Genomic DNA, 26,993 nt, shown 5'->3' on the forward strand with positions numbered 1-26,993 from the left:
GCCACTAAAAGAATTCGATACTGGTCTCGGCGGGCTTCTGCGGAGCGGCGGGACGCTGCTCGAGAGCGACGGTTCTCTGCGTTTCGGCGCCGGTCAGGGGGTATTGCCGGGCACGGCCGGACACCGGCCAATATTCGATCTTGCGTCCATGATCACCGCCGGTGCTGGAGCTGACGACCGGAATGCCTTCATCCCGCAGAAACTGCACGGCGAAGGCCGCGTTCTGCTCGCCGACATTCGAGAATGTCGAGATCGTCTTTGCTCCTCCGAAGATCTTGGCCTCCAGCCGGTCGCGCCGCGCGCCCTTTTTCAGGAGGCCGTTGATCAGCAGTTCCATGAGATGCACGCCGTATCGCGTGGCATCGCCGCCGGTCATCGGGGTGTTGCCTGTCCCCGGCAGCAGGAAGTGGTTCATGCCGCCGACACCAGCGACGGGATCTCTGAGGCAGGCTGCCACGCACGAGCCAAGGATGGTCGTGAGCACCGCATCCGGGTCGCTCAGGACCTTGTATTCACCCTGAATGATGTGCACGCGGCGGGCCGCACCCTCAGTGATCATTTCAGGGCTCCAAACACGGCCTCGATAGCCGCTTTCATCTTTTCGATGGTGAAGGGCTTCGCCAGAACGTTGTTTGCGCCGAGCTGTGCTGCCTTGGTCACCAGCGCGCGGTCGCCCTGTGCGGTGAGGATGATGAAGGCCGCCTTCTTGGTATTCGGATTGCTGCGTACGGCCTGGAGGAAGCCGATACCATCCATCTTCGGCATGTTGAAGTCGGAGATCACAAGGTGGTGGGGCTGCTCCGACATGATCTTCATGCCCTGCTCGCCGTCACCGGCAGCGGTGATCTGCTTGAAGCCCAGCTGCGTCAGCGCATCGCTGAGCAGCAGACGGCTCGTAACCTGATCGTCAACGATCAGAACTTTGATTTTCTCCGCGATCGACATTATTCGGTCCCTTCCTTTCGGGCGGCTGTCATTTTCAATATTTCTTCGCCGATGGCAGCAAGCGGAAGCTGCTGTTCAACTGCGCCAAGTTCGTAGGCAACTCTTGGCATTCCGTAAACGACGCAGGTTTTTTCGTTCTGGCCGAGCGTTCTGGCCCCCGCATGTCGCATTTTTAACAATCCGGCGGCCCCATCACGACCCATGCCGGTGAGGATCACGCCGACGGCATTGCGTCCGGCGAGCTCGGCAACAGAATCGAAGAGCACATCGACCGATGGACGATGGCCATTGACCGGCCCTCGCTCGACCAGCCGGCAGCAGGGCGCCGATGCATTGGAGACCTGCAGATGACGCTCGCCGCCGGGTGCCAGATAGACCTTACCGATCTCGAGACGGGCGCCGTCTGTCGCTTCTTCAACGACCGGCGCACAGAGGCGGTTCAACCGTTCGGAAAAGCTCTTGGTGAAGGTCGGCGGCATATGCTGGGTGATGACGGTCGGCGGGCAATTCGCCGGGAACTTCTGCAGCACGGCGATCAGCGCTTCCACGCCACCGGTCGAAGAACCGATCGCCACGATCTTGCGTCCGACACGGAAATCGGCGACTGCGGGCGGCGTGACGGCAGCCGGCGCCGCCGGCTTGGCGAAGTTGCGCTGTGTGCGAGCGGCGGCCTTTACCTTCTCGACGAGGTCGCCGAAGGGGCGTATCTCGCCCGGCTGCGGCTTGCCGACACAATCGAAGGCACCGATTTCGAGGGCTGCAAGCGTCGCCTCCGCGCCGCGATGCGTCATGGTCGAGACCATGATGACGGGCATGGGCCGCAGGCGCATGATCTTTTCGAGGAAGTCGAGGCCGTTCATGTTCGGCATCTCGATGTCCAGCGTAACCACGTCAGGGTTCAGCCGCTTGATCGCTTCGCGCGCCTCCAGGGCATCGCCCGCCTGACCTATGACGTTGACTTCGGGATCGGCACTCAAGACGGCCGAGATCAGGCCGCGCATGGTCGGCGAGTCGTCAACGACGAGAACTCTTGCCGGCGCGCTCATGCCTTCCTCCCGATACCCTTGGTCGTGTAGCGATAGGTGGTGATGCCGATATTGTCGAAGACGTGCTTGGCTTCGCCCGAGACACGCTCCGAGTGACCGATATAAAGATGGCCGCCTTCCGGTAGCAACCCGGCAAACCGCTGCCAGATCTTCATCTGTGTCGGCTCATCGAAATAGATCACGACGTTACGACAGAAGATGACGTCGAACTTGCCCTTGAACGGCCATTGGGCCATCAAATTCAGTTCGTTATAGGTAATGAGACGCTTCACACGGTCATCGATCTGGAACTTGCGGCGGCCCTGAATCTCGACTTCTGTGAACCATTGCTTTCGCATGGCAGGCGAGACGGTTTCCAGCGCGCTTTCGTCATAGGCGCCGATCCGGGCGACGGCGAGGATCTTCGGGTCGATGTCGGTTGCTAGAATCTTGAAGTCGTAGTCGGCCACGTTCGGCATCAGCGACAGAACGGTCAGCGCGATCGAGTAGGGCTCCTGCCCATCCGAGGACGCAGCCGACCAGATACGGACACGGCCACCTGCGCGCGCCCGGTTCAGGAGGTCGGGCAGTACGTGGTCACGCAAATGTTCGAAATGATGGTTTTCTCGGAAAAACCGCGTGAAGTTTGTCGTCAGGTGCGACAGCATCTCACGCCGGGCAGCAGCACCTGCCGGCGAAGCGACAAGCTCGCAATATTCTCGGAAACCTGAAAGGCCGAGATTGCGGATATGCTTCGACAAACGAGAGTAGACCAGCGAGGCCTTCGTCTCATTGAGATAGATTCCCGCATCAGCATAGATCATGGCCGCGATCTCCGAGAGATCGCGGCGTGTCAGCGGGTATTCTCCGCTGGCCAGGACCTCGTCGAAACCAGACTGCCTCTGATCTTTTACGCCAACTGCATTCATGCGGCTTCGCTTTCAGTGTCGGGAAACAGGGCTTCGAGTTCGATCAGGCAGATCATCCGCTTTTCGATGGAGAGAATGCCGCGGGCGAACTGACGCTGAAGGTCCGAAGATATCTCGGGTGTCGGCTGGATGTCATCGTCGGTGACCGTCAGAATGTCGGAAACAGCGTCGACCAGCAGGCCAACCACCTTGCGGCGGACCTGGGCGACGATGATGACGTGACGGGCGGTAGGATCGACCGGCTTCATGCCAAGTCGCGCCGACAGATCGATGATCGGCAGCACTGCACCACGCAGGTTGATGACGCCAATCATATAGGATGGCGAGTGCGGCATCGCGGTCGCCGGGGTCCAGCCCCGGATCTCGCGGACTGCCATGATGTTCACGCAGAATTCCTGATCGCCGATGCGAAACGCGATAAGCTCGTTTCCGCCCAGGGTCAGATTTTTTGCCGTGTACGACATTGTTCCTTACCCTACTGCCGCCAGAGACATTTCCGCCTTGAGGGACTGACCGCGCGAGGCGCCGACGACCGCGTCCACGTCCAGAATGAGCGCCACGCGGCCGTCACCGAGAATGGTTGCAGCGGCGATGCCCGGGACGTGAGTGTAGTTCGCCTCGAGGCTCTTAATGACGACCTGGCGCTGGCCCTGGATCGCGTCGACCATGAGCGCGCGCTGACCGCCGCCTTCGGATTCGACGAGAAGGGCGACACCCTCGACCGGATTGGCCTGGGTGGCGCGGAAGTTCAAGATGCGGCCGACATCGACCAGCGGGCAGAAGGAATTGCGGATCGAGATCAGTCGGTGGTTGGCGCCGAAGGAATGGATCGCGGCGGCTTCCGGCTGCAGGGTTTCGACGATGGCCGTCAGCGGCACAACCAGCGTCTGGCCGGCGACCGTGACCACCATGCCGTCGAGAACGGCGAGCGTCAGCGGCAGGCTCATCGTGAAGACCGAGCCTTGACCCGGCCTCGAGGTGATGTTGATACGGCCGCCGAGCGCCTGGATCGAGCGCTTGACGACGTCCATGCCGACACCACGGCCGGAGATATCAGAGATCTTGTCGGCCGTAGAGAAGCCCGGCAGGAAGATCAGGTTGTCGATTTCCTCATCCGACAGGTTGGCGTCAGGAGATATCAGCTCGTTGGCGATCGCTTTTTGGCGGACCTTTTCGCGGTTGATGCCGGCGCCGTCGTCGGCAAGCTCGATCAGGATGCGACCAGAACGGTGCTTTGCCGTGAGGCGGACCGTACCTTCGGTGTTCTTACCGGCGGCGGCACGCTTTTCAGGCGTTTCGATCCCGTGATCGACGGCGTTGCGGATCATGTGAGTCAGCGGCTCGGCCAGCTTATCGATCACCGTCTTATCCACTTCGGTGTTTTCACCTTCGGTGATCAGGCGGATCGACTTGCCGGTCATGTCGGCGATTTCACGGACGATACGCGACATGCGCTGGAAGACCGGCTTCACGGGCTGAGCGCGGATTGCCATGACCGAGTCCTGGATCTCACGGGTGAGCTGCTGCAGCTCTTCGAGACCCATATTGATCGAGGACGTGCCGGTCGTGTCATTTTCGATGACGCTTTGAGAGAGCATGGCCTGATTGATGACCAGCTCGCCGACGAGGTTGATCAGGCGGTCGACGCGATCGAGATCGACGCGGATCGTCTGGCCGGCAGCGGCATTGTTCTGGGCTGCGGCACTTGCCGCTGCAGCGGCAGCAGCGGCGGCCGATTCCTTCTTTTCGACACGCGCAGCGGCGGCAGCCATCTGCGTGACGTTGGTCGCCGTTTCAGCGGCCGCAACGGCGGAAGCCGCGTCGTTCGCCTTGATCTCGGCAGCGGCCGGCGCTTCGGAAGCATCGCCATCATCCAGAATCGAGAGATCGAACGGAACCGGGATCATCGGCAGTTCTTCGTTGGTCTCACCCGGCTGACTGTCTTCGGCCGACTTCACGGTCAGATCGCAATCCCATTCGGCGAATTCGAAGACCGTGCGGATGGCGTCTTCGCCCTTGTCCGTCTTGATCGTGATGTTCCAGAAGAAATAGGCGCCTTCCGGATCGAGCTCTTCGAGGCCCGGCAGAGCATCCGCATTGCAATAGATGCTCATCTCGCCGAGGCGGGAGAGATCGCGCAGCAGAAGGGTAGCGTCGTTACCCTTCGAATAGAGTTCGAAGCGCGGTTTGAAGATGACTTCGTAGGCCGGCAGATCGACCGGCCTCTCTTCGCCACCGAAATCGTCGAAGGAGAAGGGAATCGGCTGGAAACCGCTATCGTCGGTCGGCACGGGGGCCGGAGCCGCAGCGACCGGAGCAGGGGCGGCCTTCGGGGCCGGCTTCGGTGCGGGCGCATCGGAGACTGCCGAGGGAGACGGCAGCTCGCCGTGGGCAAGCGCCTCCAGCTCCTTGACGAGGCCGCGGCTTCTGCTTTCATCGACGCTGCCGCCGTCACGGGCAGCGTTAGTCAGGTCGGCAAGCACGTCGGCCGACTTCAGCATGACCTTCAAGACATCCTGGGTAGGCTCAAGCTTGTTGGAACGAACGCAATCAAGTGTGGTCTCAAAGACGTGGGCGAAGGCGACGAGGTCGTCAAGGCCAAAGGCGCCAGCACCGCCTTTGATCGAATGCACGGCGCGGAAGACCGCGTTGACGGTTTCCGGGTCGCGATCGCCATCATTCATTTTCAGGAGACCGGATTCCAGTTCGGCGAGCTGTTCTTCGCACTCCTGGAAAAAGATCTCTTTGATTTCGTTCATATCCATAGGAGCAAATCCTGGGCTTTAAGCGGTTACACGCTCGATGGCATCGATCAGCTTGGCGGGGTCGAAGGGCTTGACGATCCAGCCGGTGGCACCGGCCTGGCGGGCGCGGTTCTTCTTTTCCGCGTCGCTTTCGGTCGTCAGCACCAGGATCGGGATCGCACGATACTTCTCGTTGCGGCGGACACCTTCGATGAAGCCGAAACCGTCGAGGCGCGGCATGTTGATGTCAGTGACGATGACGTCAGGATTGGACTCCTCGAGAACTTCGAGGCCTTCGACACCGTCTTCAGCCTGGATCGTCTCGAAACCTGCATTGTTCAGCGTTACGAGAAGCATGTTTCGGATGGTGCGGGAATCGTCCACCGTCAGTACTTTCTTCTTCATTGCCGGATCTCCTTGGCAAGCAGATGGTCGATATCGACGCCAACCAGCTGCATGGTTTTTTGAAATGCGTCGGACACCTGCGAGAAGGTGATCGACTGCTTGTCCTGGTCCCAGGTCTTCTCGGCGGCCATCAGAACCTGGGCGCAAAGAGCGCCGACGCGTTCGACTGCCGAAGCATCGATCGCAAGAGGGTTTCCTCGCATGGAGAGAAGCTTGTCGCGCAATGCGGAAGCCTCATTGAGATCAAGAACCGCTGGCAACGCCAACGTCTTAGCACTCTTCTTTGCTGCCATCAGCTTTTCCTTGTCCCCTTGTCCCGGACCCGCGAAAGCGAGCCGACGTCATAATCCGATAGGTTAGTAAACATTCCGCCCACCTCCGGCGCTCGCGAGAGGCTGAAGCATGCTGAAATCGTCATTTTCGTCATCGTCTTCGGCCACTTCGTGGTGCGCTCCGATCGCAACCGTCCGGGAGGCGGAAACACGCATCTGAGGAGGCCGGGTTGCATAGGCATTTTCCCGCGCGATGCGGAATTCGCGGATCGTCTGACCGAGTTCCAGAATGACCGTGTGAAGATGATCGGCGCCTTCGGACGAACGCCCCGCAAGCCCGGCATTGTCGGCGACTTCGCAGCCGAGGCCCTTAACGTCTTCGGTCACGGCTTCGAGAACGGCGGCGTGTTCACTCGTCTCGCCAGCGATGCCGGCGATTGCGGCGTTGATGTCGGTCACCTGGCGGACGATGCTGGCTATCGAATCCTGTGTGCGGCCGACCATCTGCACGCCGGCGTCCACCTGCGTCTTGGTGGTGGTCACCAGCGTCTTGATTTCACGGGCAGCCTCTGCGGAGCGCTGAGCGAGCGCCCGCACCTCCTGCGCAACGACGGCAAAGCCACGCCCAGATTCACCTGCGCGGGCAGCTTCGATGCCGGCGTTCAGAGCGAGCAGGTTCGTCTGGAAGGCAATCTCGTCGATCGAACCGATAATCTGGCCGATCTTCTCGGCCGACTGTTCGATATCAGCCATGGCGCTGATTGCGCGGCCGACGACCTCGCCGCTTTCCTCGACGGCAGCACGTGTCGCGGCGGCGGCGCGTTCGGCGGTGCGGCTGCAGGCTGCCCCTTCGCGGACCCGCTCGGCGATGCCGGCAAGGGCGGCAGCGGAAAGCTGCAGGCGCCCGGCCTGATCGGAAGCATTGCCGGCGAAGCTGCGGGATGTGCCGGCGAGCGACTGCGTTGCCGCTTCCGTCTTCGCATTGCGTTCGGCGATCGCGGCAAATTCCGTCTGGAGATCGTCGAGTGCAGCGTTCAGCGCGGCGGCAATCTCCGTGTGAGCACCATCGACGGGCGCGCGCTGCGTCAAGTCGCGGGCCGAGAGGCTTTCGATGACATCGCCGAATATACGAGCGACTTCCGCTTCACCTTCGGCACGCTGGTCGGCAAGTGCGCGCTGCTGCGCGGAGCGCAGTGCATTGAAGCGGAGCGAGACGGCGATTTCGACATCGACCATGACGATGCGGATGATTGAGGTCATCAGGTCGGTGATTTCGCGAGCACGCCGCTTGGCCGACGGCAGTACAGGGCGGCCAGCCAGTTCATCGGCCAGACCGGAAATCACGTGTTCCAGCATGACGCCGTGACCGGCCACGTGCCAGCGAGGGTCGAGGCCGATCTTGCTTTCTGTATCGGAGAGAACCTTAACGCGCTCTGCATAGAGGCTGTCGAAACGCGCATCCGTCAACACATCCCAGTGCGAGGATTGCAGGTCGTGAAGGCGCTCGATCTGACGCTCGCTTTCGAAATTGCGTGCGGCATCCGGGAAGGACTGGAAACGATGAAAGAGATCGCGCAGGCCGGCCTTCAGATGGGCTTCGAGGGCGGGCCGGTTGCGGCGGACCATCTCGCACTGGTCGGTGTCGAGGCCGGCAAAGCGCAGGCGGTCACGCAGGCTGCCTGCCTGTGCTCCACGAGCCTGATCTGATGGCATGTCCTGCCTCAACGCCTGTCCCCAACCACTTTCCGGGCGAACCCGGCCAAAAACTTTTGACACCTCCGAAGAACGCTATGCGCGGAGACCGTCTTCGCCATCGGTCACGACCGATGGGCTGAAGCCTCCTGATCAGCAATTCTGTTTCGGAGCTGCCTGAAGAGATGGATACCGGATCGACCCGGTACGGCGGTACGGCGTCATGCCTGGTGGGAACGAGTGCATCTTCCCATTCCGACGTGTAACCCAATGTTTATGGTTAATTCCTTGCTTGAAGGTTAATAAGCCCTTCGCGCCGGTAGCTTTTGAAACAATTAGTCAGACTTGATCTAGTAAATACTGGCGCGGAGTTGCATCGCTGCTACAAGGCACACGCAAGCTCTATGTTATAGAGCCGATTTGAAGAGCCTGACATGACGTCAACAAGGAAAGAGAAATGATAGTTCTCGGAATGGGTTCCTGCCTGATCGCCCTCTCGATCGCCGCAGCCGTTGCCCTCCTCGATCTGATCGCGACACAGCGCGACAACCGCACACTTCGCGTCTTCTAACAGGCCACTGCGCCTTAAATCTCCCTTTACCTTTCCCGTTGGCAGCCCAGCACCGTTGGTGTATCGACACGCTCCTGTATCAGCGGAAGTAAGGGATTATGTCAGCTCGGACCGGCCTCATCATCATTCTGGCGTTTACGATCTTCCGCATCGTCACGCTGCATTTCGATACGACGGACCTGTTTGTCGATGAGGCGCAATACTGGTTCTGGTCGCAAAATCTCGATTTCGGCTATTATTCCAAGCCGCCGATGATCGCCTGGGTGCTCCGGATCTTCACCGAGCTTGCCGGCTCCAGCGACATCTACTGGCTGCGGCTTCCCGGCCCCCTCTTCCACATGGCGACCGCGCTGGTGCTAATGAAAATGGCGAAGCGCTTCGTCGGGCCTGAGATCGAAGGCTGGGTCGGCGCGACCTATATCACGCTGCCGGCGGTTGCTCTTTCTTCGGTGTTCTTCTCCACCGATGTCATCCTGCTCTTCTTCATAGCCATTGCGCTCATTGCCTATTTCGAGCTGACGCAGCGTCGCTCCATGGGGCTTGCGCTTCTCATGGGTGTGGGTGTCGGGCTGGCGTTTCTTACGAAATATGCCGTGCTGTTTCTTGTGCCCGGCGGAGCGATTGCCATGCTGCTCATTCCGGCGGCACGGATTTCGGTGCGCGATTTCATCATCGCGGTCGTTACATCGGCAGTCGTCGCCGTCCCGAACCTCTGGTGGAACCTTCAGAACAACAATACGACAGTGCGCCATACGCAAGATATCGCCCACTGGAGCGATCTCGGCATCAACATCCGCGGCGGGCTGGAATTCTTCTCGGCGCAGTTTGGCGTCGTCGGCCCGATCGTCTTCTTCGCCATGCTCTGGGCCGTCTGGAACATGATCCGCGGCCGCAGCGAGCCGCGCGAGAGGATACTCGTCTGGCTGTCGATCCCGGTCGTGCTGCTCATTACCTTGCAGGCGACAGTGGCCAAAGCCTATGCCAATTGGGGCGTTACGGCCTATGTGGCAGGCATCGTGCTGGCGGTCTGGGTGCTTTATCGCCTGTGGCCGAAGGGTCTCAGAACATCGCTCACCATCAATGGTATTGCCTGCGTGCTCTTCCCTTTTGCAACGATCTTCTCGCATCAACTGGTGTTGCCCAACGGCAAGGAAGTCATGGAACGCTATCTCGGCCGGGCCGACGTCAGCCGGCAAGCTGCCGATCTTGCCGCGCAGGCCGGCGCCAGCATCATCGTCACCGACAACCGGGACATGGTCGCCGATCTCTTCCACACGCTGCGGGCTACGCCTTACAAGATCTATGCCCGTCCGCCGGTCGATCTGCCGGACAGCTATTACGAACAGGAATTCGCCCTCCCGGCCGATACCAGCGGGCGGGTTCTATTCCTGACTTCCAAACCGCTGAACTGCTCAAGCGAAACGCCGGAAATGCTGAAAAGCTGGCAGCCGGAAAAGGGCAACTACAAAGGCGATACGATCTATGTCTACAAGGTCGGCGCGGCCTGCCTGATGCAGCCCTAAGGAAGCTCAGTTCACGGGGCCGGGCAGGCAGAGGCCGGTTCCGCAGCCTTCTATTTCGACAAATTTTACGCCACCCTCCTCGAAGGCACGGCGCAACTGCGCCTCCGTCGCACGATGGATTTCGTGGTGATGGCCTTCGTAGTCGCGTATCGTGCTGCGGGAGACGGCGGCCTTCTCGGAGAGGTCCGTCTGCGTCCAATCAAGCAGACCACGAGCCGCGCGGCACAAAGCGGGCGTCAGAATTGTTTCCTTTGCGCCTTGACCCATAATTCCAATCCACCCATATTGGTCAATATTAATCATATATGTCATGTTTTGAACAGGATTTCCAGAGCGGGAGAGAGGGATGCCCCACGATACGCCTTTGATTTCGACGATCGTCGGCGGCCTCGTGTTGGCATTTATTCTAGGCGCGCTCGCCAATCGCCTGCGCCTTCCTCCTCTTGTGGGATATCTTGTCGCGGGCGTTCTCGTCGGCCCCCATACGCCGGGTTTCGTTGCCGATCAAAGCCTTGCGCCGGAACTTGCGGAAATCGGCGTCATCCTGCTGATGTTCGGCGTCGGCCTGCATTTTTCCCTTAAGGACCTGCTTTCCGTGCGCGGCATCGCGGTGCCAGGTGCGGTCGTGCAGATCGGCTTTGCCACGCTGCTCGGCTGGGGTCTTGGCGCTTTCATGGGATGGCCGACGGGCGGCAGCCTCGTGTTCGGCCTGGCACTTTCGGTCGCCTCAACGGTGGTGCTGCTGAAAGCCCTGCAGGAGCGGCGTCTGATCGAGACCGAGCGTGGACGGATCGCCGTCGGCTGGCTGATCGTCGAAGACCTTGCCATGGTGCTGGCGCTGGTTCTCATCCCGGCAGCCGCCAGCATCACCGGCGATGGTCATGGCCCGGTAGAACCTCTCTCGGCGGGCCTCAACCGGCTTTTCGGCCTCGATCTCGGTGTCGGCGGCATCATAGCCATGACGTTGGTCAAAGTGGCGCTGTTCGTCGCCCTGATGCTGGTCTTCGGCCGTAAGCTTATCCCTTGGACCATGCACCGCATAGCTCATACCGGTTCGCGCGAACTCTTCCGTCTCGGCGTGCTGGCAATCGCGCTCGGCGTCGCCTTCGGAGCGTCCAAGCTTTTCGGCGTGTCGCTGGCGCTCGGCGCCTTCTTTGCCGGCATGGTTCTCGCCGAAAGCGAGCTCAGCCACCGTGCTGCGCAGGAAAGCCTGCCGCTGCGTGACGCCTTCGCGGTGCTCTTCTTCGTCTCTGTCGGAATGCTCTTCGATCCGAACATCCTGATCGAGCGACCGCTGCCGGTGCTTGCAACGGTCTTCATCATCGTGATCGGCAAGTCGATCGCAGCCTTCCTGATTGTACTGCTTTTCAGGAAGCCGGTCAGCACGGCGCTGACGATCTCGGCGAGCCTCGGGCAGATCGGTGAATTTTCCTTCATTCTCGCAGCGCTCGGCGTCGATCTCGGCCTGCTGCCGGCGGAAGGGCGCGACCTTATCCTTGCCGGCGCGATCATCTCGATCATCATCAATCCGCTGCTCTTCTTCGTCTGCGACCGTATGCGGCCATTGTTGGAACGCCCCAAGCATGAAGAGCCGGCAGTCGAAGCTGCTGCTCCGGCGGCCGATGCCGGACCTGCACGGGAGGAAGAGCAATCCGACAGCGATCAAGTCCGTCCGACGGCACTCAGCGGCCATGCGATCCTCGTCGGTTATGGTCGTGTCGGCAGCATTGTCGGCCAGAACCTGAAGTCATCAGCCACCGCTTTCCTCGTCATCGAGGATTCCGACAAACGAATTATCGAACTGCGGAGCCAGGGTATCGAAGTACTCTCAGGCAATGCGGTTGCCCTTGAAACACTCGATCTCGCCAATCTTGCCGGCGCGCGCAGTCTCGTCATCGCAATCCCGAACGCCTTCGAAGCCTGCCGCATCGCCGAGCAGGGCCGTGCGGTCAATCCTTCGATCCTGATCGTCGCGCGCGCTCATTCCGATGCCGAGGTGGAGGAACTGCGGCAACATGGCGCTGATGCAGTCATCATGGGCGAACGGGAAATTGCGCTTGGCATGGTTGACCGGCTGGCCCAAGTGCATCATGACAGTGCGCCCTATGAAGACGGACCTTCGGCTGGTACAATCCAGCCGCCGGTGGAGCCTCCACCGGAAAAAGAATGAGAGATTGGCGCGCCTTTTGAGCCGATTTGGGAGTGAAATCGCCGAGACAGGAGAGACGGAGCTGGGTCAGCGCCGTCTGGCAAACCATATTGCCGCTTCCGTCGTCGTTGCGATTTTCGCCTATCTCGGTCTGCTCTTCGGCGGCAATGTCGTCATCGGCCCTTCATCTGCGCCGAACAGCCTCTCGTCTTCCAGTCGAGATTCACAGCAGACGCAGGTCACTGCACGCGACGCCATCCGTGGGCTTTTGATCAGCGACCGAAAGGTTTCACCGAAACAACAGCTCCATGACGCCGGGCCGGCGGCTCTCAATGCCGCGCCGGCGCTGCAATTCGCCGACTGGCGCCAAGCCGCGCCGGCTCCTGAATTCGAGGCCCCGCTGCGCCTTGTCGCTGGCCGGGCTCACCAGCCCCGCGCGCCGCCGCTGGCAGCCTGAATCCCGTCGCTTCGGGTGCTTCTGATCCCAATAGACATGTAGACATGCCGCAGCGCGTTGCGCCGGCTCAAGCATTATCCAAGGATTTAAAACATGCGTAATTCACCATGGCTGGTGTTCACCTATACGGTGATCATCGTGCTCGGCCTGTTGATCGCCCTGCCGAACGCGCTGCCGCAAAGCGTGCTGCAGCGCGTCCCCTCCTGGCTGCCGCACAATCAGGTTTCTCTTGGTCTCGACCTTCGCGGCGGTTCGCACCTCGTGCTCGAAGTCGATGAAGCCGATCTCACCAAGGAGCGCCTGAATTCGTTACTGCAGGATGCGCGCCGTGTACTGCGCGAAAAAAACATCCAGCCGAAGTCAGTCGTTCGCAACAATAACAACATCGTTGTCTCGCTCGCCGATCCTCAGCAGAGCGACGCTGCCGTCACCCAGCTTCGCACGCTCGGCAATACCATCGCCAGCGGCATCAGCGCCGGCCAATCGGACCTTTCGGTCACCGCTGAAGGCGGCAATATCACCATCGGCTTCTCGCCGGCCGGTATTGCAACAAATGTCGACAATGCGGTCGCGCAGAGCCTTGAAGTCATACGCCAGCGCGTCGACCAGGTCGGCGTTGCCGAGCCGACGATTCAGCGCATCGGCGCCAACCGCATCCTCGTGCAGCTTCCGGGCGCGCAGGATCCATCCCGCCTTCGCGAACTTCTGGGCTCGACCGCCAAGATGTCCTTCCATATGCTCGCCCCGAACGGCCAAGCCGGTCCGGGTGTGACGATCATGAAGGACGACGAAGGCAACAGCTATCCAGTTCTCGACCGCGTCGAAATTTCCGGCGACCGTCTCTCGGATGCCCGCGTCAGCTTCGACCAGAGCCAGCAGCCGGTCGTCACATTCCGCTTCGACAGCGCCGGCGCAACCCGCTTTGCCGATATTACCCGCCAGAATGTCGGCAATCCCTTCGCGATCGTGCTTGACGACAAGGTGCTGAGCGCGCCCGTCATCCGCGAGCCGATCACGGGTGGTTCGGGCCAGATCTCCGGGAACTTCTCGACTGATAGCGCCAACACGCTGGCGGCCATGCTGCGCGCCGGCGCCCTGCCCGCCAAGCTGACCGTCATCGAAGAACGTACCGTCGGCGCCGATCTCGGCGCGGATGCGATCAGGATGGGTCTCTATGCCGGCGTCGTCGGCTTCGTGCTTGTCGCCGCCTTTATCTTCGTGCTCTACGGTACCTGGGGCATTCTCGCGAATATCGCGCTCCTTATACACACGATCCTGACCTTCTCGGCGCTGACACTTGTCGGCGCGACCCTGACGCTTCCCGGCATCGCCGGCGTCGTGCTCGGCATCGGCCTTGCGGTCGACGCGAACGTCCTGATCAACGAGCGCATCCGTGAAGAAACCCGCAAGGGCAAGAGCGCTTTCGCAGCGATCGATACCGGCTTCCGCCGCGCCTACTCGACCATTATCGACGGCAACATGACGGCGCTGATCGCCGCCGCCATCCTGTTCTGGTTCGGCTCCGGCCCGGTTCGCGGCTTTGCCGTGACCATGGCACTTGGCCTCATCATCTCGATGTTCACCTCGGTCGCCTTCGTCCGCGTTACGATGATCGAAATCGCCCGTCGCCGGAAGATGAAGACCATCAACATCAAGCCGCTGATCCCCTTCAGCCCTTACGACAAGCATATCCAGTTCATGAAGGCGCGCTTCTTCGGCGTAACCGTCTCCGCGCTGCTGTCGATCGCTTCGATCGCCCTCTTCATCTATCCGGGCCTCAACTACGGCGTCGACTTCCGTGGCGGTATCCAGATGTCGGTGAAGACGCAGGACGCCGCCGATCTCGGCCGCTTCCGCGAAGGTCTGAACGGCCTTGGCCTCGGCGAAGTGGCGCTGCAGTCCTTCGGCGACAACAACACCATGCTGGTGCGCGCGCAGCGGCAGGAAGGCGGCGAAGAGGCGCAGACCGCAGCCGTCACCAAGCTCAAGGCCGAGATCGTCAAGATCGATCCGTCCGCGACCGTCACCGGCACCGATGTCATCGGTCCGAAGGTCAGCGGCGAGCTGGCCTGGGCAGGTATCCTGTCCGTCGTGATCGCGAGCCTCGCGATGCTGTTCTACATCTGGTACCGCTTCGAATGGCCGTTCGCTGTCGGCGCTATCGTCACTCTCATACTCGACGTGACCAAAGCTATCGGCTTCTTCGCGCTGACGGGGCTCGACTTCAACCTGACGGCCATCGCGGCGATCCTGACGCTCGTCGGCTACTCGGTGAACGACAAGGTCGTCGTCTACGACCGCATGCGTGAGAACATGCGCCTCTACAAGTCGATGCCGCTGCGTGAAATCATCGACAAGTCGATCAACGAGACGCTGGCCCGAAGCCTCTATACCAACGCGACGGCCTTCCTCTCGTTGCTGCCGATGGCGATCTGGGGTGGCAGCGCGGTCGAAAGCTTCGCTATTCCAATGGCCTTCGGCATTCTCGTTGCAGCTGCATCCTCGGTCTTTATCGCAGCACCGATCCTGCTCTTCCTCGGCGACTGGCGCCGCCGCCATGCCAAGGCAGTCGCGGTTTCGAACGATGCAGCCGTAGAGATCATTCCGCCGGATGCAGGCCAGCCGCGCAAAACGGCAGGCTAAACCGCCGACATTTAAGCTGAACTGGGAGAGGGCGCCGGTTGCACAGCCGGCGCCCTCTTTCTATGTTCGGTTCAAAGAGATCGGGAGCACCGCCACATGTCTTCCAACCCGACGGCGAAAAAGCCGGAAACTGGTTCCACTGGCGATCAGGAGGAGCGCATCAAACGCTTCCTCGCGACCGCCTCGCACGACCTGCAATCACCGCTCCGCCATATCGCCATGTATGCGGAAATGCTGCTCGACGATCTGGAGCCGACGCTCGATAGCGAGCAGCTGCAGAGCCTAAGAATGATCATGGAGAAGGCCCAGACGGCACAGCGGCTGACCAAGGCATTGATGAGCCTTGCGGGACCGACGCCGCAGATCACCATCAGCGACGTGGGCCTCACCGACGTTGCGCAAGAGGCCTGGAAGCAGTCGCGGGAGGAATTTCCCGTGAGCGGCGCAACACTTGATGCAAACAATCTGCCACTCATCCGCAGCGATGCCACGCTTCTGACCATCGTTCTGAGGCACCTCTTCTCCAATGCGCTGACATATCATGGCGCCGTCGCGCCCCATGTCACCGTGACGGCCGCACGGGAAGGTGCGGACTGGCGCATCGTCATTGCCGACAACGGCTGCGGCATCGAACCTGTCTATCGGGAGAAGATCTTCGATGCCTTCTGGAAGCTGCCGAAAGCAGGCACGGCGCCAGGACCGGGGCTTGGCCTGACGACCACACGGGACCTGCTCGGCACGCTCGGCGGCGATATCAGGCTTGACCATTCCGATGAGAGCGGCAGCCGCTTTGCGATCCGCCTGCCGGCCTAGTATGTCGCGTCAAACCGGAGTCATGCGGCGCGCTTTAGGTCTTTGTTTTCCGCATGTCTTTGCCGCAAGCGCCGCACACTTTGCGCGACATGCTTAAGAACCTTCCCGGTCAGATGCTGTAATCGTCCTTCCAGAAATCCGGGACATCGTAGGTCACGTATTCTCGGATGATGTGTTGTAGCGTCTGGACGTCGATCTCATCTTTGCCGATGCGGAAATCGACGCCGTAATCGGGAAATTCCTGGAAATAGTTGCCTGAGATATCGGTCGACACCACGCCGATCGGTCCGGTATAGCCGATGCCCCTGAGTTCAGGCACGGTCTCGCGAAAATCCGCATTCGGCAACAAGCGGTTGTCGAGAAGGACGAGATCGAAGCGAGCAGCCTTTATCTTGTCCAGCGCGTCATCGATCGATTGAGAATATTCGACATCGACGCGCGGTTCGGAAAGATCGGCAATCTTTTTTTTGAGCGAACGGAACTCGATGAACTCGTCGTCGACGAACAATACCTTCACCGCATTCCTGCGCGTTGCTTCAACACTCATCGTTTCATCTTTCCCCGACGTGAAATCGGCTCACGAAACCAGGCCGTTTCGCAAGGCGATCGCCACCATATGAACGCGGTTGACGGCATCGAGTTTGCGAACTGCAGCCGTGATATGGGAATTGACCGTGTGTTCGGAGAGGCCGAGGATAATGGCGATCTCCGCGGAGGTCTTGCCTTCGCTCGTCCACTTGACGATTTCGGTTTCGCGCTGTGTGAGTCGACCGGACATTTCCTGAGTCAGAATTTCCTCATACAGCTTGTCGAATATGCGCATGGCATCGAGCAGAATATCGGCCAACTCGCCCTGATCCGGCTCCTGACGCTGGCCGCTGAGCACCAGGCAGTAGCGACGTCCTTCCGGCGTAAACAATGGGATGAAAAGGAATGTGTTGCCGCTGAATTCATTGAAGACGAGGTCTGACGGATAGCCTTCTATCGCCGCACTTTTTCCATGCACCGGCGTCGTCAAGAACTGCGCCGTTCGCGCCTTGGCAGTTCCCAAAGCTTCCTTGAGAGTCTTGACGAAGAGGCTCATGCGCCGTTCGGCGACATTGGTGATGACGACATCGCGTTCGCCAAAAGGAGCTGCAGCTTCCGAGATGCGCGCCAGAGTGAAATTGTCGAAAGTGTAGTGCTGTGCGGCCGCTTTCAGCAGGCGAAAAAAATCTGTGCGATTGATGGCCCGGCTGAGTTCCGGACCGGCATGAAAGGGGACTGCGGCAGCACTGGTCATTCCACTCTTCCTCCTCCCCAACTCTCTTTCCGCCGATCCTGAAATCTTGGGATATACGTCTTAAACGCGAACAGCTACAAAAATTGCGAGACAGTTGATGACCGATACCGAAACGGGGACTTTCGATATCGCAAGCGGAGACATCTCGACTACAGGTGATGCATAGGGCAGTTTACTCGAATAGTAGCTCTTACCTAGGTATCCCAATCTCTCCGCAGTCAACATCCATGGATGCGGAAAGACAGTGCCGGAAGTAAGCGCGGGAGAGCCGGTCGGGCCATTCAGCTAAGGGGTTGGCTGACGTTCGTGGCGGCGAACACGGATCGGGCGGCTCTCTCAGCGCCTTTGGGTTTTCCTCTCTTCGGTTGCATTTTGAAATGTGCTACCCGGCTTGTCAATTGCGCTACGCGCTTCCGGCGTATGGCGTGTGCAGCTCCGTCGCATTTCCCGCAATCACCGATTGCCGATGAAACCCGTAAAATCCAATGGCTTCTCCAGATAGAAATCGGCACCGGCTGCAAGTGCCCGTTCTCGGTCTTCCACCGCATCCGAACCACTGCAGATGCCGAGCCGCATGGCGAAAAAACGCTCATCCCTCCGTAGCCGCGCGATCAGACTGCTGCCGCTGTCGAGGGGCATATAGAGATCAGCGATCAGTACATCCGGCACGCTGTCGCCTCGTTCCAGACGCTCCTCAAGCGCCTCGAACGCAGCCTGTGGGTTGGAAAAGCAGAATAGATCGACGTCCACCTGCTGTTTCCTTCGAATATAGTCGAGATAGAAGAGATCATCCTTGCTGTCATCGACGTAAAACAAGATCGGCATTTGGCACCACAATCCGGATATTGTTTCTGATGTTCTGCATTGTCCCTCACTGAGACAATAACGCCACTTTGCTAAAATCCGATATCGGTCTTTGAGAGTTTGCTGTCGAAAAGCATGTTTTGCCCAACAATCTGCCTATTGAGTATTCGGCGAATTCGGAAAAGATGGCTTACCACAGGACACGGCGAAGAGGTGGTGCAGGTGCGGGATGCCGTTACATCAAGACAAGACGAGACGGAAAGCGGTCGCTACCGCATGGTCGCGCTCGTCATCGGCTGCCTGTCGGTCTTGCTCGGTCTGGCGGCGCTGACCGGGTGGCTGCTGGAGGTCGAAATCATCATCTCAATCGTGCCCGGCTTTCCGTCCATGGCATTCAATACCGCCATTTGCTTCGTGCTGTCGGGTGTGGGGCTAGCCACGTCGATGGAGACAGGCAAGCCTAACCGCATCGTGCCCGTCATTGCTTGCGGCCTGGCCGCCTTGCTTTCCGGCGTGCGCCTGATTGAGATCATCACACTCGGCCGCAGGATACATAATGTCGATATGTTCCTAACGCAGTTTTTCGTCTCTCCAACCTTTGTGGAACAGATCCGCGGCGGCATGGGCCCGAACACCGCGCTGATCTTCCTGATCACCAATCTTTCCATTCTCTTTGCGCTCTACGGGAAAAGATCGCGCGGTCAGCTCGTACAGGAACTCACCAGCTATATCGTCATCACGCTCGGCATGATCGCGCTTGCCGGATACATCACCCATGCCGAACAGGGATATCGCTGGGGTCCCTACGCCGCGATGGCCCTGCCTACGGCCATCGGTCTGGTGGCTTTCGGGTGCGGGCTTCTTGCCAGATCCTGGTGGATGTTGCCGACCAACAGGGCGCAGATCCCCCTCTGGATACCGGCATCGATCTGTTTTACCAGCCTCATCGTCGATCTCTATACGCCGCTTGGCGTGGCAAACGGTATTCTCTATGTCCCGCTCGTGCTGACGGCACTCTGGTTCGGAAATCGTAATGCGCCGATTTTCTTCGCGGTCGTCTGCACTCTCTTGATCCTGCTTGGCTTTTTCGCCGTCAACCATGCTGAGAACGAATACTGGCGGGAAGCCGCCAACCGTACAATCACGGCAGCGACGCTCTGGCTGATTGCCATTTTCGTCTTCTATTTCATGCGCAACAGCCAGCATCTGGAAGCCGAGCGCATCCGCTTCAGCGCACTGGTGCGCACTACGCCTGACGCCGTGATCGCCATCGACGAGGCCGGGCGGATCATGAGCTTTAATCCGGCCGCCGAAACCATGTTCGGCTACACATCGCAGGAAGCGATCGGCAGTAACATCAAGATGCTGATGCCGGAACCCTATCATTCCGAACATGACGCCTATCTCAGCAATTACCGGCGCACAGGCGAGGAACGCATCATCGGCACCACACGCATGGTCTCCGGGCGGCGCAAGAACGGTGTCGTCTTCCCAATCGACCTGTCAGTCAGCGCCGTCGTCGGCGGCTCCAGCAAGACCTTCGTCGGGATAGTACGCGACATCAGCGAGCGCGTGCGTCAGGAGGAGCGGATGAAGACGACGCTGGCTCAACTCGAAGCCTATACAGCTGATCTCGAGCGCTCCAACCACGATCTCGACGAATTTGCCTATATCGCCTCGCACGATCTCAAGGAGCCGTTGCGTGGCCTGCACAATCATTCCCGTTTCCTCCTGGAAGATTATGAAGACAAGCTGGACGAAGACGGTGTGCGCCGGCTCAACCGGCTGGTTAGGCTCAGTCAACGCATGGAAAAACTCGTCAACGATCTTCTCTATTTCTCGCGCATAGGCCGACAGCAGCTCGCGGTCAAAAGAACCGACATCGGTTCGATCATCCGCGACGTCGCCACCACCATGGAACTCCTTCTGGAGGAGCGGCATGCGAAGATCGTCATTGACGGCGTGCTGCCGGAGGTCGTCTGCGATGCGCCGCGCCTGACCGAGGTATTCCGCAATCTCGTTACTAACGCCATCAAATATAACGACAAGCCCTTGCCTCTCGTCAGCGTCGGCTATCTGGAACGCTATGTCGGCAAGGATGGAACGACAGCCCGCAACGTCTTCTACGTGAAGGACAACGGCAAGGGCATAGCCGAAGAATTCTACGAGGATATTTTCCGCATTTTCAAACGGCTTGAAAAATCGCAGGATTCCGAAGACGGCACCGGCGCCGGGCTCACCTTCGTGCGCAAGATCATCGGGCGCCACAATGGTGAGATATGGCTGGAGTCACAAGTCGGCATCGGCACGACGTTTTATTTTACCTTAGGAAAGAAGCGTGAGGGCCAGAATGCAGCAGCGTGACATGCAACCGATCCTCATCGTAGAGGATAGCGAGGACGATTTCGAAGCGACGATGCGCGCGTTCAAACGAACCAATCTGCGCAACCCCATCCGCTGGGCCGCCTCCGGCCAGGAGGCGCTTGACGTGCTCGCCACCATGACGCCGAAGCCCGGCCTCATCCTGCTCGACCTCAATATGCCCGGCCTCGACGGGCGCAAGACCCTCGAAGCGATCAAGTCCAATGTGCATTGGCGCAAGATCCCTGTCGTGATCCTCACGACATCGGACGACGAGCGTGACATCGAGGGCTGCTATGCGCTCGGCGCCAACACCTATGTACAGAAGCCGGTCGACCTCGACGGATTGTTCGCCGCTATTCAGCGGCTCAAGGAATACTGGTTCGAAATCGCAATCCTGCCTTTAGAGGACTGACATTTGGCGGAAAACTGTTGCGTTCTCATCATCGACGACAACATAGACGACCGGGAAGTCTATAGACGCATGCTGGCGCGGGTCCCCGGCACGAACTATACGGTGATCGAGGCCGAGAGCGGTGACGAGGGTCTCGCCCTCAACAGCGAAAGGCACCCTCACTGCATCTTGCTCGACTATTCGCTTCCCGGCCGAGACGGTCTTGGCGTGCTTTCGGAAATCCTCGCCCAAAATGGGGCCGCCAATGTGGTGATGCTGACCGGCCAGGGCAATGAGACCGTCGCCGTTGAAGTGATGAAAAGCGGCGCGCGCGACTATCTCACCAAGGATGCGCTATCGCCGGAAACACTGCATCGCTGCATCCAGAACGCCATGATGCATGGTGCACTGGAAGCAAAGCTCGAGCAGAAGCGGCAATCGCTCGAAATCTTCACCCGCGCCATGGCGCATGATCTGAAGGAGCCTCTGCGAACGATCAAATCCTTCAGCCGCATCCTGCACGGCTCGGCCGAACTGCCGGCCGAGGACCGTGAGCTTCTCGATTATATACTGAGCGCCGCCGACCACATGGAAGACCTGATCGTCAAGGTCTCCGGCTTCACGAGGCTGGAGGTTTCGAGCGAGCTCGAGCTCAGGCCGGTGCCGCTGTCGGCTGTGCTCGATCGGGTGGAGCACAACCTGCATCAGCAGATCCAAAGTCGGCAGGCGGTCATCACCCGCGGCCCGCTGCCGGAGGTGATGGGCGACGCGACGCTGCTGATCCAGCTTCTACAGAACCTGGTTTCCAACGCGATCCGCTATTGTGAGGATGCCGTTCCCGAAGTGCGCATTTCGGCCATAGCAGACAAGGGGATATGCCGTCTGAGGGTCGGCGACAACGGGCCAGGCATCGACCCTGATCATCGTGAGCTGATCTTCCAACCCTTCAAACGCCTCGTCGGCCGCGGCATCGAAGGCACAGGACTCGGGCTTGCCATATGCCGGCGCATCGCGCAGCTGCACGGCGGCTCGATCTGGTGCGAGGCGAAGACCGGAAGGGGTGCGACCTTCCTGCTCGAGGTACCGCTCGCCAAGATATCAAGCGATCAGCCGGTCATCCGCGGGCAGCCGCAGACGGCAAAAGCATCCGATCATGCGAACGAGAGCCGCGGCAGGCTTGCCGAAGTGCTGCTGGTGGAAGACAGCCCGGCAGATATCCAGCTTCTGAAGATCAAGTTGATGCGGCGCGAGAAGGTGAATTTCAATCTGCACGTGGCGGCCAACGGCCGGGAGGCGATGCGGCTTCTCGAGCAGCGTGTCGGCGTCCCGGACGAACCGCAGATCGACCTGATGCTGCTCGATATCAACATGCCGATCATGGATGGTTTCGAAGTGCTGAGCGCGCTCTCGGCCGATCGGCGGCTGAACCGGATTCCAGTCTGTGTGCTCAGCACATCGAGCGACGAAAGCGACATGCAACGGGCAAAGGACCTCGGCGCGCTCGCCTATATGATCAAGCCGGCAACGCTGCAACAACTTGAAGAAGCATTGGAGGAAGTCGAGACGCTGGAGCTCGTGCCGCACGGTGACGCGCTTGTGCTTTTTGCGGAACAAAATTAGAGAAAAGGCCATTGGCAACGGTATGATGCTAGCAACGACCCTTATACTCGCGCTCCTGGCCTCGCCTTTTCAATTCGGGCTTTCATCCATGGCTTCAGGCATACACCATATTACGCTGATCACCCGCAAGGTGCAGGCGAACGTAGATTTCTATGCCGGATTCCTCGGCATGCGGCTCGTCAAACAGACGGCCGGTTTCGAGGATGCCACGCAGCTTCATCTCTTCTACGGCGACGCCGAGGGCAATCCGGGCTCGCTCGTCACCTTCCTCGTTTGGGAGGACGGAGCACCCGGCCGCGCTGGCTACGGCCAAATCAGCGAAATGTCTCTGGCGATCGATCCGACCAGTATCGGTTACTGGCTGACGCGTGCCATGCGCTTCGGCTTCCGCTCGGAAGGCCCCGCGGATGAATTCGGCGAACCGGTCCTGCGGCTGAAGGACCCCGACAATGTCATCGTCAAGCTTGCCGGCGCCAAGCATCTGAAAGCGCCGGTCGTCTGGGAGGGCAGCGATGTGCCGATCGAACACGCCGTGCAGCGCGTGCGTGGCGCGACCATGCTCACCGAAAAGCCCTCCGAAAGCCGCCATTTCATCGAAAGCCATTTCGGCTACAGGTTTCAGGCGAATCGCGGCACGATCGACCGCCTCGTCTCGCAGTCCGGAGACGTCATCGATGTGCGCGATGCGCGTGGCTTCTGGTCCGGTGCGCCAGGTACCGGCACGGTCGACCATATCGCCTTCCGCGCAGATGACGACGATGCCGTGCTTGCCGTTCACAGGGCGCTCGAAAAGGAAAATGCCTCGGCAACCAATCTGCACGATCGCAAGTACTTCCGCTCACTCTATGCCCGCGAGCCCGGCGGCACGCTCATAGAACTTGCCACCAACCAGCCGGGCATGCTGGTGGACGAGCCGCAGGCCACACTTGGCAGCAAGCTTTTCATCCCGCCAAAGGATTCGATCACCGATCTCAGCGGACTGAAGGTCGTATTGCCGCAGTTTTCCATGCCCGGCCAGCCACGCGTCAATTATCGCGAGCTGCCTTTCGTCCATCGTTTCTATACACCGCCGGATCCAGACGGCAGCGTCTTTGTACTGTTGCACGGCTCCGGGGGAAACGAAACGACGCTGATGCCGCTGCTGAACAAAGTAGCTCCACGCGCCACCCTTCTCGGCGTGCGCGGCCGCGCGACCGAGGAAGGCTTTCCGCGCTGGTACAAGCGCCTCACGCCTTTCTCCTTCGACCAGGACGACATCAAGAACGAGGCCGAAGCCTTCGCTGCCTTCATCGAAGGCGCGGTCAAATCCTACGGTCTCGATCCAAGGAAGGTCGTCTATGTCGGCTACTCAAATGGCGCTAACCTGCTGAATTCACTTCTCTACCTTCATCCAAACCTCATTCATAAGGCGGTGTTGCTGCGCTCTATGCCGGTCCTCAGCACCTATCCGCATGCCGATCTGAAGGGCACGGACCTGCTCGTCATCAGCGGCAAGATGGATGCGTATGGCAAATATGCCGGTGAGCTGGAAGAGCGGCTGAAGACATCGGGGGCAACCGTCGATTCCGACGTCATCCCCGGCGGTCACGATCTGAGCGATGCCGACGTCCCGATCATTCAGAAATGGCTGCTGCAAGAAAGCAAACTGCAAGAAACCCAATAGCCTACCAATGGAAGCTGTCCGGGCATGACGCCGGGACCGCACCCGGCGTTGGCGGAGCATCGCGATCGATGGCATAGAGCCGTGCAAAACCGGCATCCTGTACAAGACGGGTGCCAGCCGGCATGACCTCACCGACATTCTGATCGACCACATCGGCGTTGACGACCAGGATGAAATCGAACTTGCTGCGCCAATCGACAAGATAGGGCGTGAAGCTCGTCGCCTCCGCCATCAGCCCTGGACAGGACAGAACGCCGGTTGAAAAAAGATTTCCTTCCGGTACCGAGCGATCTGACCAGGACGGAAGGACGGCAAGAGGCTGCTTGCCCTGCGCACTGAAGAGTGTAGGGACAAAAGCGTGCGCCAAGGGGACGGCCAACGTGGGCAAATGCCTGAACGTATCCTGGTTGAATGCGTAGTGTCGCTGATCCGGCTTGATGTCGTCAAAGGCGGGCTCGTGCTGCAACGGCAGGATGGCGACGCCCGAGGGAACAGCTTCCAGCACTTTCTCGACGCTTGCAACATCGGGCTGGCCTCGCCACCAGTTGTAGCCGATCCACAGGGTTCGACCAAAGACGGTAATGTTCAGCACAAGGAACAGAACCATGGCCTGCCGCCGGTCGATCTTTTGGAAGGGGCAGATCGTCACCATGCCCACGAGAGCAGCCATGATAGGAAAGCGCCAGCTTATCCATCCTGTGCCAAAGGCATGAAGCGGCGAAAGGATGGATAAGGCAAGCAGGCATGCGCCCGTGACCACAAGGCCTGCATGGACGCGTATGTTTTTGGCGGCGATCGCCCTGCTGCAAACAAACAGGATCGACACGAGAAACATCGCATCGACGAATGCAACATAGGTCCAAGTGGCCGACAGCAGATTGAAAATCTGCAGCACCGGACTGTCGTTCCAGACCGCCAGAATATCTTCGACCTGGCTTCCGGGAAGAGCGGCAGCGGTCAACGCCAGCATCGTCGGTGGCAGCAGGCAGGCGATCATTGCCGCCGCGAGCCTGCGGGAAAGACGCAGCATGGCCGGACGCGATATCAGCACATCGAAGCGCCAGGAAAATTCCAGTCCGCAGACGACTGCCAGAAAGAAGCCCACAGAAAAAATATGGACGACGGTAAGCAGCAGCGAGACCGCTACCCGCCACAGGAAGAGCCTGACCGCAGAACCGGACTGCAGTCGGTGATCCAGCGTTGCAAATAACAATGCAAGGCCAAGGCCGATCTGGAAATTGATGAAACCGCCGATCAGCGTGGCGCACCAGGCGAAATACAGCATGCCGATCTGCCAATAGTAGCTGCCGCCGAATAGGCGCCGATGCAGAGCGATTGCGCCCAGCGGCGGCAGCACGATCGCCAGAAACAGCAGGACGCGGGCGAGCAGCGAGGCACCGATGACAGGACCGATGAAACGGGCAAGCAGATCGATGCCGACATTGGTAAAGGTGCGGCTCCACTCGATCGCGTAGATCCCGGGAAATGGTGCTTCGTTTATGCCGCCTGCAAGCAACCACATGCGGGCATAGTGGTTTGCATAATCGAGTAGCGGCGGAAATTTGAACAGGCCGACAAGGATGGCGACAAGCGCCATGAAGACGAGCAGAGGTGCCGTCGACGCCTGCCGGACAGTCACGTCCTGCAGCTTTTCCGCGCCGTGGACTTCAGCTGAAAATATCTGACCAAGGTTTGCCATAGCCAATCCTGTCCGAACTCCTGGACAGGTCTAGCAGCCAATGGTCAAGCTTCCTTTAAGCGGGTCACCCTCGTCTTGCGATCATGATGCCGGCAAGAACGATCAGGCCGCCTAAGGCCTGCATTGCCGTGATCGACTCGTTGAGCAACGCCCAGGCGAGAATGGCCGCCACAACCGGCTGGAGAAGCAGCGTCAGCGAGGAGAAGGCGGCCGGCAGATAGGCAAGCGCATAGGCAATCGCCACTTGCCCGCCCGCATGGCTGACGAAGGCAACGCCTGATACCACCGACCAGCCGTAAAGGCTTGCCGGCAGCATCTGGCCTTCGAAGAAAAACGCGAGCGGGAAGACGCCCACTGCGGCAGAGGCCGTGCTCCACAGCATGATACGGATCGTATCGAAACGGCTGCGCAGCCCGCCAATCGCCAGGATATAGCAGGCGTAGAAGACGGCGGCGATCACGGCGATGCCATCACCGCGCAGGTCGCCATTTCCAAAAGCAGCAGGCCCGCCTTTCAGCACAACCACGCCGGCCAATGCCAGGACGAGGCCCAGCAGGAAGACGCGGGTGACCTTGGCCCCGAAGAACAGAAAGCCGATGGCAGTGACGAAGACCGGTGCAAGGTTTGCGAGCAGTGTCGCGTTGGCAACCGAGGTCATGGTGATCGACAGATGCCAGGCTGACAGATCGAGGGCCAGCACGGCGCCAGGCAGGATCAACATCCCATAATCGGCCAGGCTCTTCGGCCTGGGGCCGGTATCCTTGCGCAAAAGCGAGAAGATGAAGATCGGGATCAGTGCCAGCGCCACCCGCCAGAAGGCCGTTGCCATCGGCCCGACCTCGGAAAGCCGCACGAAGATCGGCGATCCGCCGATCGCCGCGCCGCCGATAATGAGGGCGACAAGCGGGAGACGGCTGGAAGAAGAGCTTTCGGAAACGGAAGAAGAGGCTTGCGACATGATCTCGAGGCTTTCTGTGCGGCTCACCCTGCAAGCCGCGACAA

General features: G+C 59.8%; 24 protein-coding genes. 9 read left to right on the forward strand and 15 right to left on the reverse strand.

Going from position 1 to position 26,993, the window contains the following annotated elements:
* Positions 1-4: 4 nt before the first annotated feature.
* The 9 genes from cheD to JNB85_RS05015 all read right to left on the reverse strand — a co-directional run bounded on the left by cheD (position 5) and on the right by JNB85_RS05015 (position 8,033).
* On the reverse strand, positions 5-559 hold the full coding sequence (cheD, locus tag JNB85_RS04975) for a chemoreceptor glutamine deamidase CheD (RefSeq protein ID WP_220333281.1): 555 nt from the start codon (positions 557-559) through the stop codon (positions 5-7).
* Positions 556-945: a response regulator gene (locus tag JNB85_RS04980; RefSeq protein ID WP_183748948.1), complete on the reverse strand. Its 390-nt coding sequence runs from the start codon at positions 943-945 to the stop codon at positions 556-558. Before JNB85_RS04980 ends, cheD begins: the two co-directional genes overlap by 4 nt.
* On the reverse strand, positions 945-1,991 hold the full coding sequence (gene cheB, locus JNB85_RS04985; protein WP_220333282.1) for a protein-glutamate O-methylesterase CheB: 1,047 nt from the start codon (positions 1,989-1,991) through the stop codon (positions 945-947). Before cheB ends, JNB85_RS04980 begins: the two co-directional genes overlap by 1 nt.
* Positions 1,988-2,899 carry a protein-glutamate O-methyltransferase CheR gene (gene cheR / locus JNB85_RS04990; protein WP_220333283.1) on the reverse strand — a complete coding sequence of 304 codons (912 nt, stop codon included), beginning with the start codon at positions 2,897-2,899 and terminating at the stop codon, positions 1,988-1,990. The genes cheB and cheR overlap by 4 nt, the downstream gene beginning before the upstream one ends.
* Positions 2,896-3,363, reverse strand: coding sequence for a chemotaxis protein CheW (locus JNB85_RS04995; RefSeq protein ID WP_183748945.1), 468 nt, complete (start codon positions 3,361-3,363; stop codon positions 2,896-2,898). Before JNB85_RS04995 ends, cheR begins: the two co-directional genes overlap by 4 nt.
* Before the next feature lie 6 nt (positions 3,364-3,369).
* Positions 3,370-5,664, reverse strand: a complete 2,295-nt coding sequence (locus JNB85_RS05000) for a chemotaxis protein CheA (protein WP_220333284.1) — start codon at positions 5,662-5,664, stop codon at positions 3,370-3,372.
* An 18-nt stretch (positions 5,665-5,682) separates the two neighbouring features.
* On the reverse strand, positions 5,683-6,048 hold the full coding sequence (gene cheY1 / locus JNB85_RS05005) for a chemotaxis response regulator CheY1 (RefSeq protein WP_003570362.1): 366 nt from the start codon (positions 6,046-6,048) through the stop codon (positions 5,683-5,685).
* Positions 6,045-6,341, reverse strand: a complete 297-nt coding sequence (locus JNB85_RS05010) for an STAS domain-containing protein (RefSeq protein WP_220333285.1) — start codon at positions 6,339-6,341, stop codon at positions 6,045-6,047. The genes cheY1 and JNB85_RS05010 overlap by 4 nt, the downstream gene beginning before the upstream one ends.
* Before the next feature lie 63 nt (positions 6,342-6,404).
* Complete coding sequence (locus JNB85_RS05015; RefSeq protein WP_220333286.1) at positions 6,405-8,033, reverse strand: globin-coupled sensor protein; 1,629 nt, start codon at positions 8,031-8,033, stop codon at positions 6,405-6,407.
* Positions 8,034-8,681: 648 nt separating this feature from the next.
* On the opposite strand from JNB85_RS05015, the gene JNB85_RS05020 reads away from it, so the two are divergent.
* Entirely contained in the window at positions 8,682-10,106 is a 1,425-nt protein-coding gene (locus JNB85_RS05020; RefSeq protein WP_220333287.1) for an ArnT family glycosyltransferase, read from the forward strand.
* Between the two features lie 6 nt (positions 10,107-10,112).
* Here the strand turns inward: JNB85_RS05020 and JNB85_RS05025 are convergent, their stop codons facing one another.
* The gene (locus JNB85_RS05025; protein ID WP_220333288.1) at positions 10,113-10,418 is read right to left on the reverse strand and encodes a helix-turn-helix domain-containing protein; all 306 of its coding nucleotides are present in this window, start codon (positions 10,416-10,418) and stop codon (positions 10,113-10,115) included.
* Positions 10,419-10,452: 34 nt separating this feature from the next.
* Here JNB85_RS05025 and ybaL point away from each other — a divergent pair, with 34 nt between their 5' ends.
* The 4 genes from ybaL to JNB85_RS05045 all read left to right on the forward strand — a co-directional run bounded on the left by ybaL (position 10,453) and on the right by JNB85_RS05045 (position 16,168).
* Positions 10,453-12,276 (forward strand): YbaL family putative K(+) efflux transporter, encoded by a 1,824-nt coding sequence (gene ybaL, locus JNB85_RS05030; protein ID WP_220333289.1) that lies wholly within the window; start codon positions 10,453-10,455, stop codon positions 12,274-12,276.
* A 16-nt stretch (positions 12,277-12,292) separates the two neighbouring features.
* Complete coding sequence (locus JNB85_RS05035; protein ID WP_220333727.1) at positions 12,293-12,712, forward strand: hypothetical protein; 420 nt, start codon at positions 12,293-12,295, stop codon at positions 12,710-12,712.
* 93 nt (positions 12,713-12,805) lie between these two features.
* On the forward strand, positions 12,806-15,355 hold the full coding sequence (gene secD / locus JNB85_RS05040) for a protein translocase subunit SecD (RefSeq protein WP_220333290.1): 2,550 nt from the start codon (positions 12,806-12,808) through the stop codon (positions 15,353-15,355).
* Positions 15,356-15,451: 96 nt separating this feature from the next.
* Positions 15,452-16,168 (forward strand): sensor histidine kinase, encoded by a 717-nt coding sequence (locus JNB85_RS05045; protein ID WP_220333291.1) that lies wholly within the window; start codon positions 15,452-15,454, stop codon positions 16,166-16,168.
* A 109-nt stretch (positions 16,169-16,277) separates the two neighbouring features.
* On the opposite strand, the gene JNB85_RS05050 is transcribed toward JNB85_RS05045, so the two are convergent.
* The 3 genes from JNB85_RS05050 to JNB85_RS05060 all read right to left on the reverse strand — a co-directional run bounded on the left by JNB85_RS05050 (position 16,278) and on the right by JNB85_RS05060 (position 18,275).
* Complete coding sequence (locus tag JNB85_RS05050; RefSeq protein ID WP_220333292.1) at positions 16,278-16,715, reverse strand: response regulator; 438 nt, start codon at positions 16,713-16,715, stop codon at positions 16,278-16,280.
* A 30-nt stretch (positions 16,716-16,745) separates the two neighbouring features.
* Positions 16,746-17,450: a helix-turn-helix domain-containing protein gene (locus JNB85_RS05055; RefSeq protein ID WP_220333293.1), complete on the reverse strand. Its 705-nt coding sequence runs from the start codon at positions 17,448-17,450 to the stop codon at positions 16,746-16,748.
* Positions 17,451-17,903: 453 nt separating this feature from the next.
* Positions 17,904-18,275 carry a response regulator gene (locus tag JNB85_RS05060; RefSeq protein ID WP_220333294.1) on the reverse strand — a complete coding sequence of 124 codons (372 nt, stop codon included), beginning with the start codon at positions 18,273-18,275 and terminating at the stop codon, positions 17,904-17,906.
* 255 nt (positions 18,276-18,530) lie between these two features.
* Between JNB85_RS05060 and JNB85_RS05065 the strand changes: the two genes are divergently transcribed.
* Genes JNB85_RS05065 through JNB85_RS05080 form a run of 4 tightly spaced genes read left to right on the forward strand, consistent with a single transcriptional unit; the run spans position 18,531 to position 24,292 of the window.
* Complete coding sequence (locus tag JNB85_RS05065) at positions 18,531-20,618, forward strand: sensor histidine kinase (RefSeq protein WP_220333728.1); 2,088 nt, start codon at positions 18,531-18,533, stop codon at positions 20,616-20,618.
* Positions 20,605-21,030, forward strand: coding sequence for a response regulator (locus JNB85_RS05070; protein WP_220333729.1), 426 nt, complete (start codon positions 20,605-20,607; stop codon positions 21,028-21,030). Before JNB85_RS05065 ends, JNB85_RS05070 begins: the two co-directional genes overlap by 14 nt.
* 3 nt (positions 21,031-21,033) lie before the next feature.
* A complete protein-coding gene (locus JNB85_RS05075; RefSeq protein ID WP_220333295.1) occupies positions 21,034-22,629 on the forward strand; it encodes a response regulator in 1,596 nt (531 codons plus the stop codon).
* A 25-nt stretch (positions 22,630-22,654) separates the two neighbouring features.
* A complete protein-coding gene (locus JNB85_RS05080) occupies positions 22,655-24,292 on the forward strand; it encodes a VOC family protein (RefSeq protein ID WP_420852257.1) in 1,638 nt (545 codons plus the stop codon).
* A gap of 1 nt (position 24,293) precedes the next feature.
* On the opposite strand, the gene JNB85_RS05085 is transcribed toward JNB85_RS05080, so the two are convergent.
* The gene (locus tag JNB85_RS05085) at positions 24,294-25,991 is read right to left on the reverse strand and encodes a hypothetical protein (protein ID WP_220333297.1); all 1,698 of its coding nucleotides are present in this window, start codon (positions 25,989-25,991) and stop codon (positions 24,294-24,296) included.
* Positions 25,992-26,055: 64 nt separating this feature from the next.
* The gene (locus tag JNB85_RS05090) at positions 26,056-26,949 is read right to left on the reverse strand and encodes a DMT family transporter (protein WP_220333730.1); all 894 of its coding nucleotides are present in this window, start codon (positions 26,947-26,949) and stop codon (positions 26,056-26,058) included.
* Positions 26,950-26,993 lie beyond the last annotated feature (44 nt).

The sequence above is a fragment of the Rhizobium mesosinicum genome, from assembly GCF_019511345.1.
GTDB classification, from domain to species: Bacteria; Pseudomonadota; Alphaproteobacteria; order Rhizobiales; family Rhizobiaceae; genus Rhizobium; species Rhizobium mesosinicum.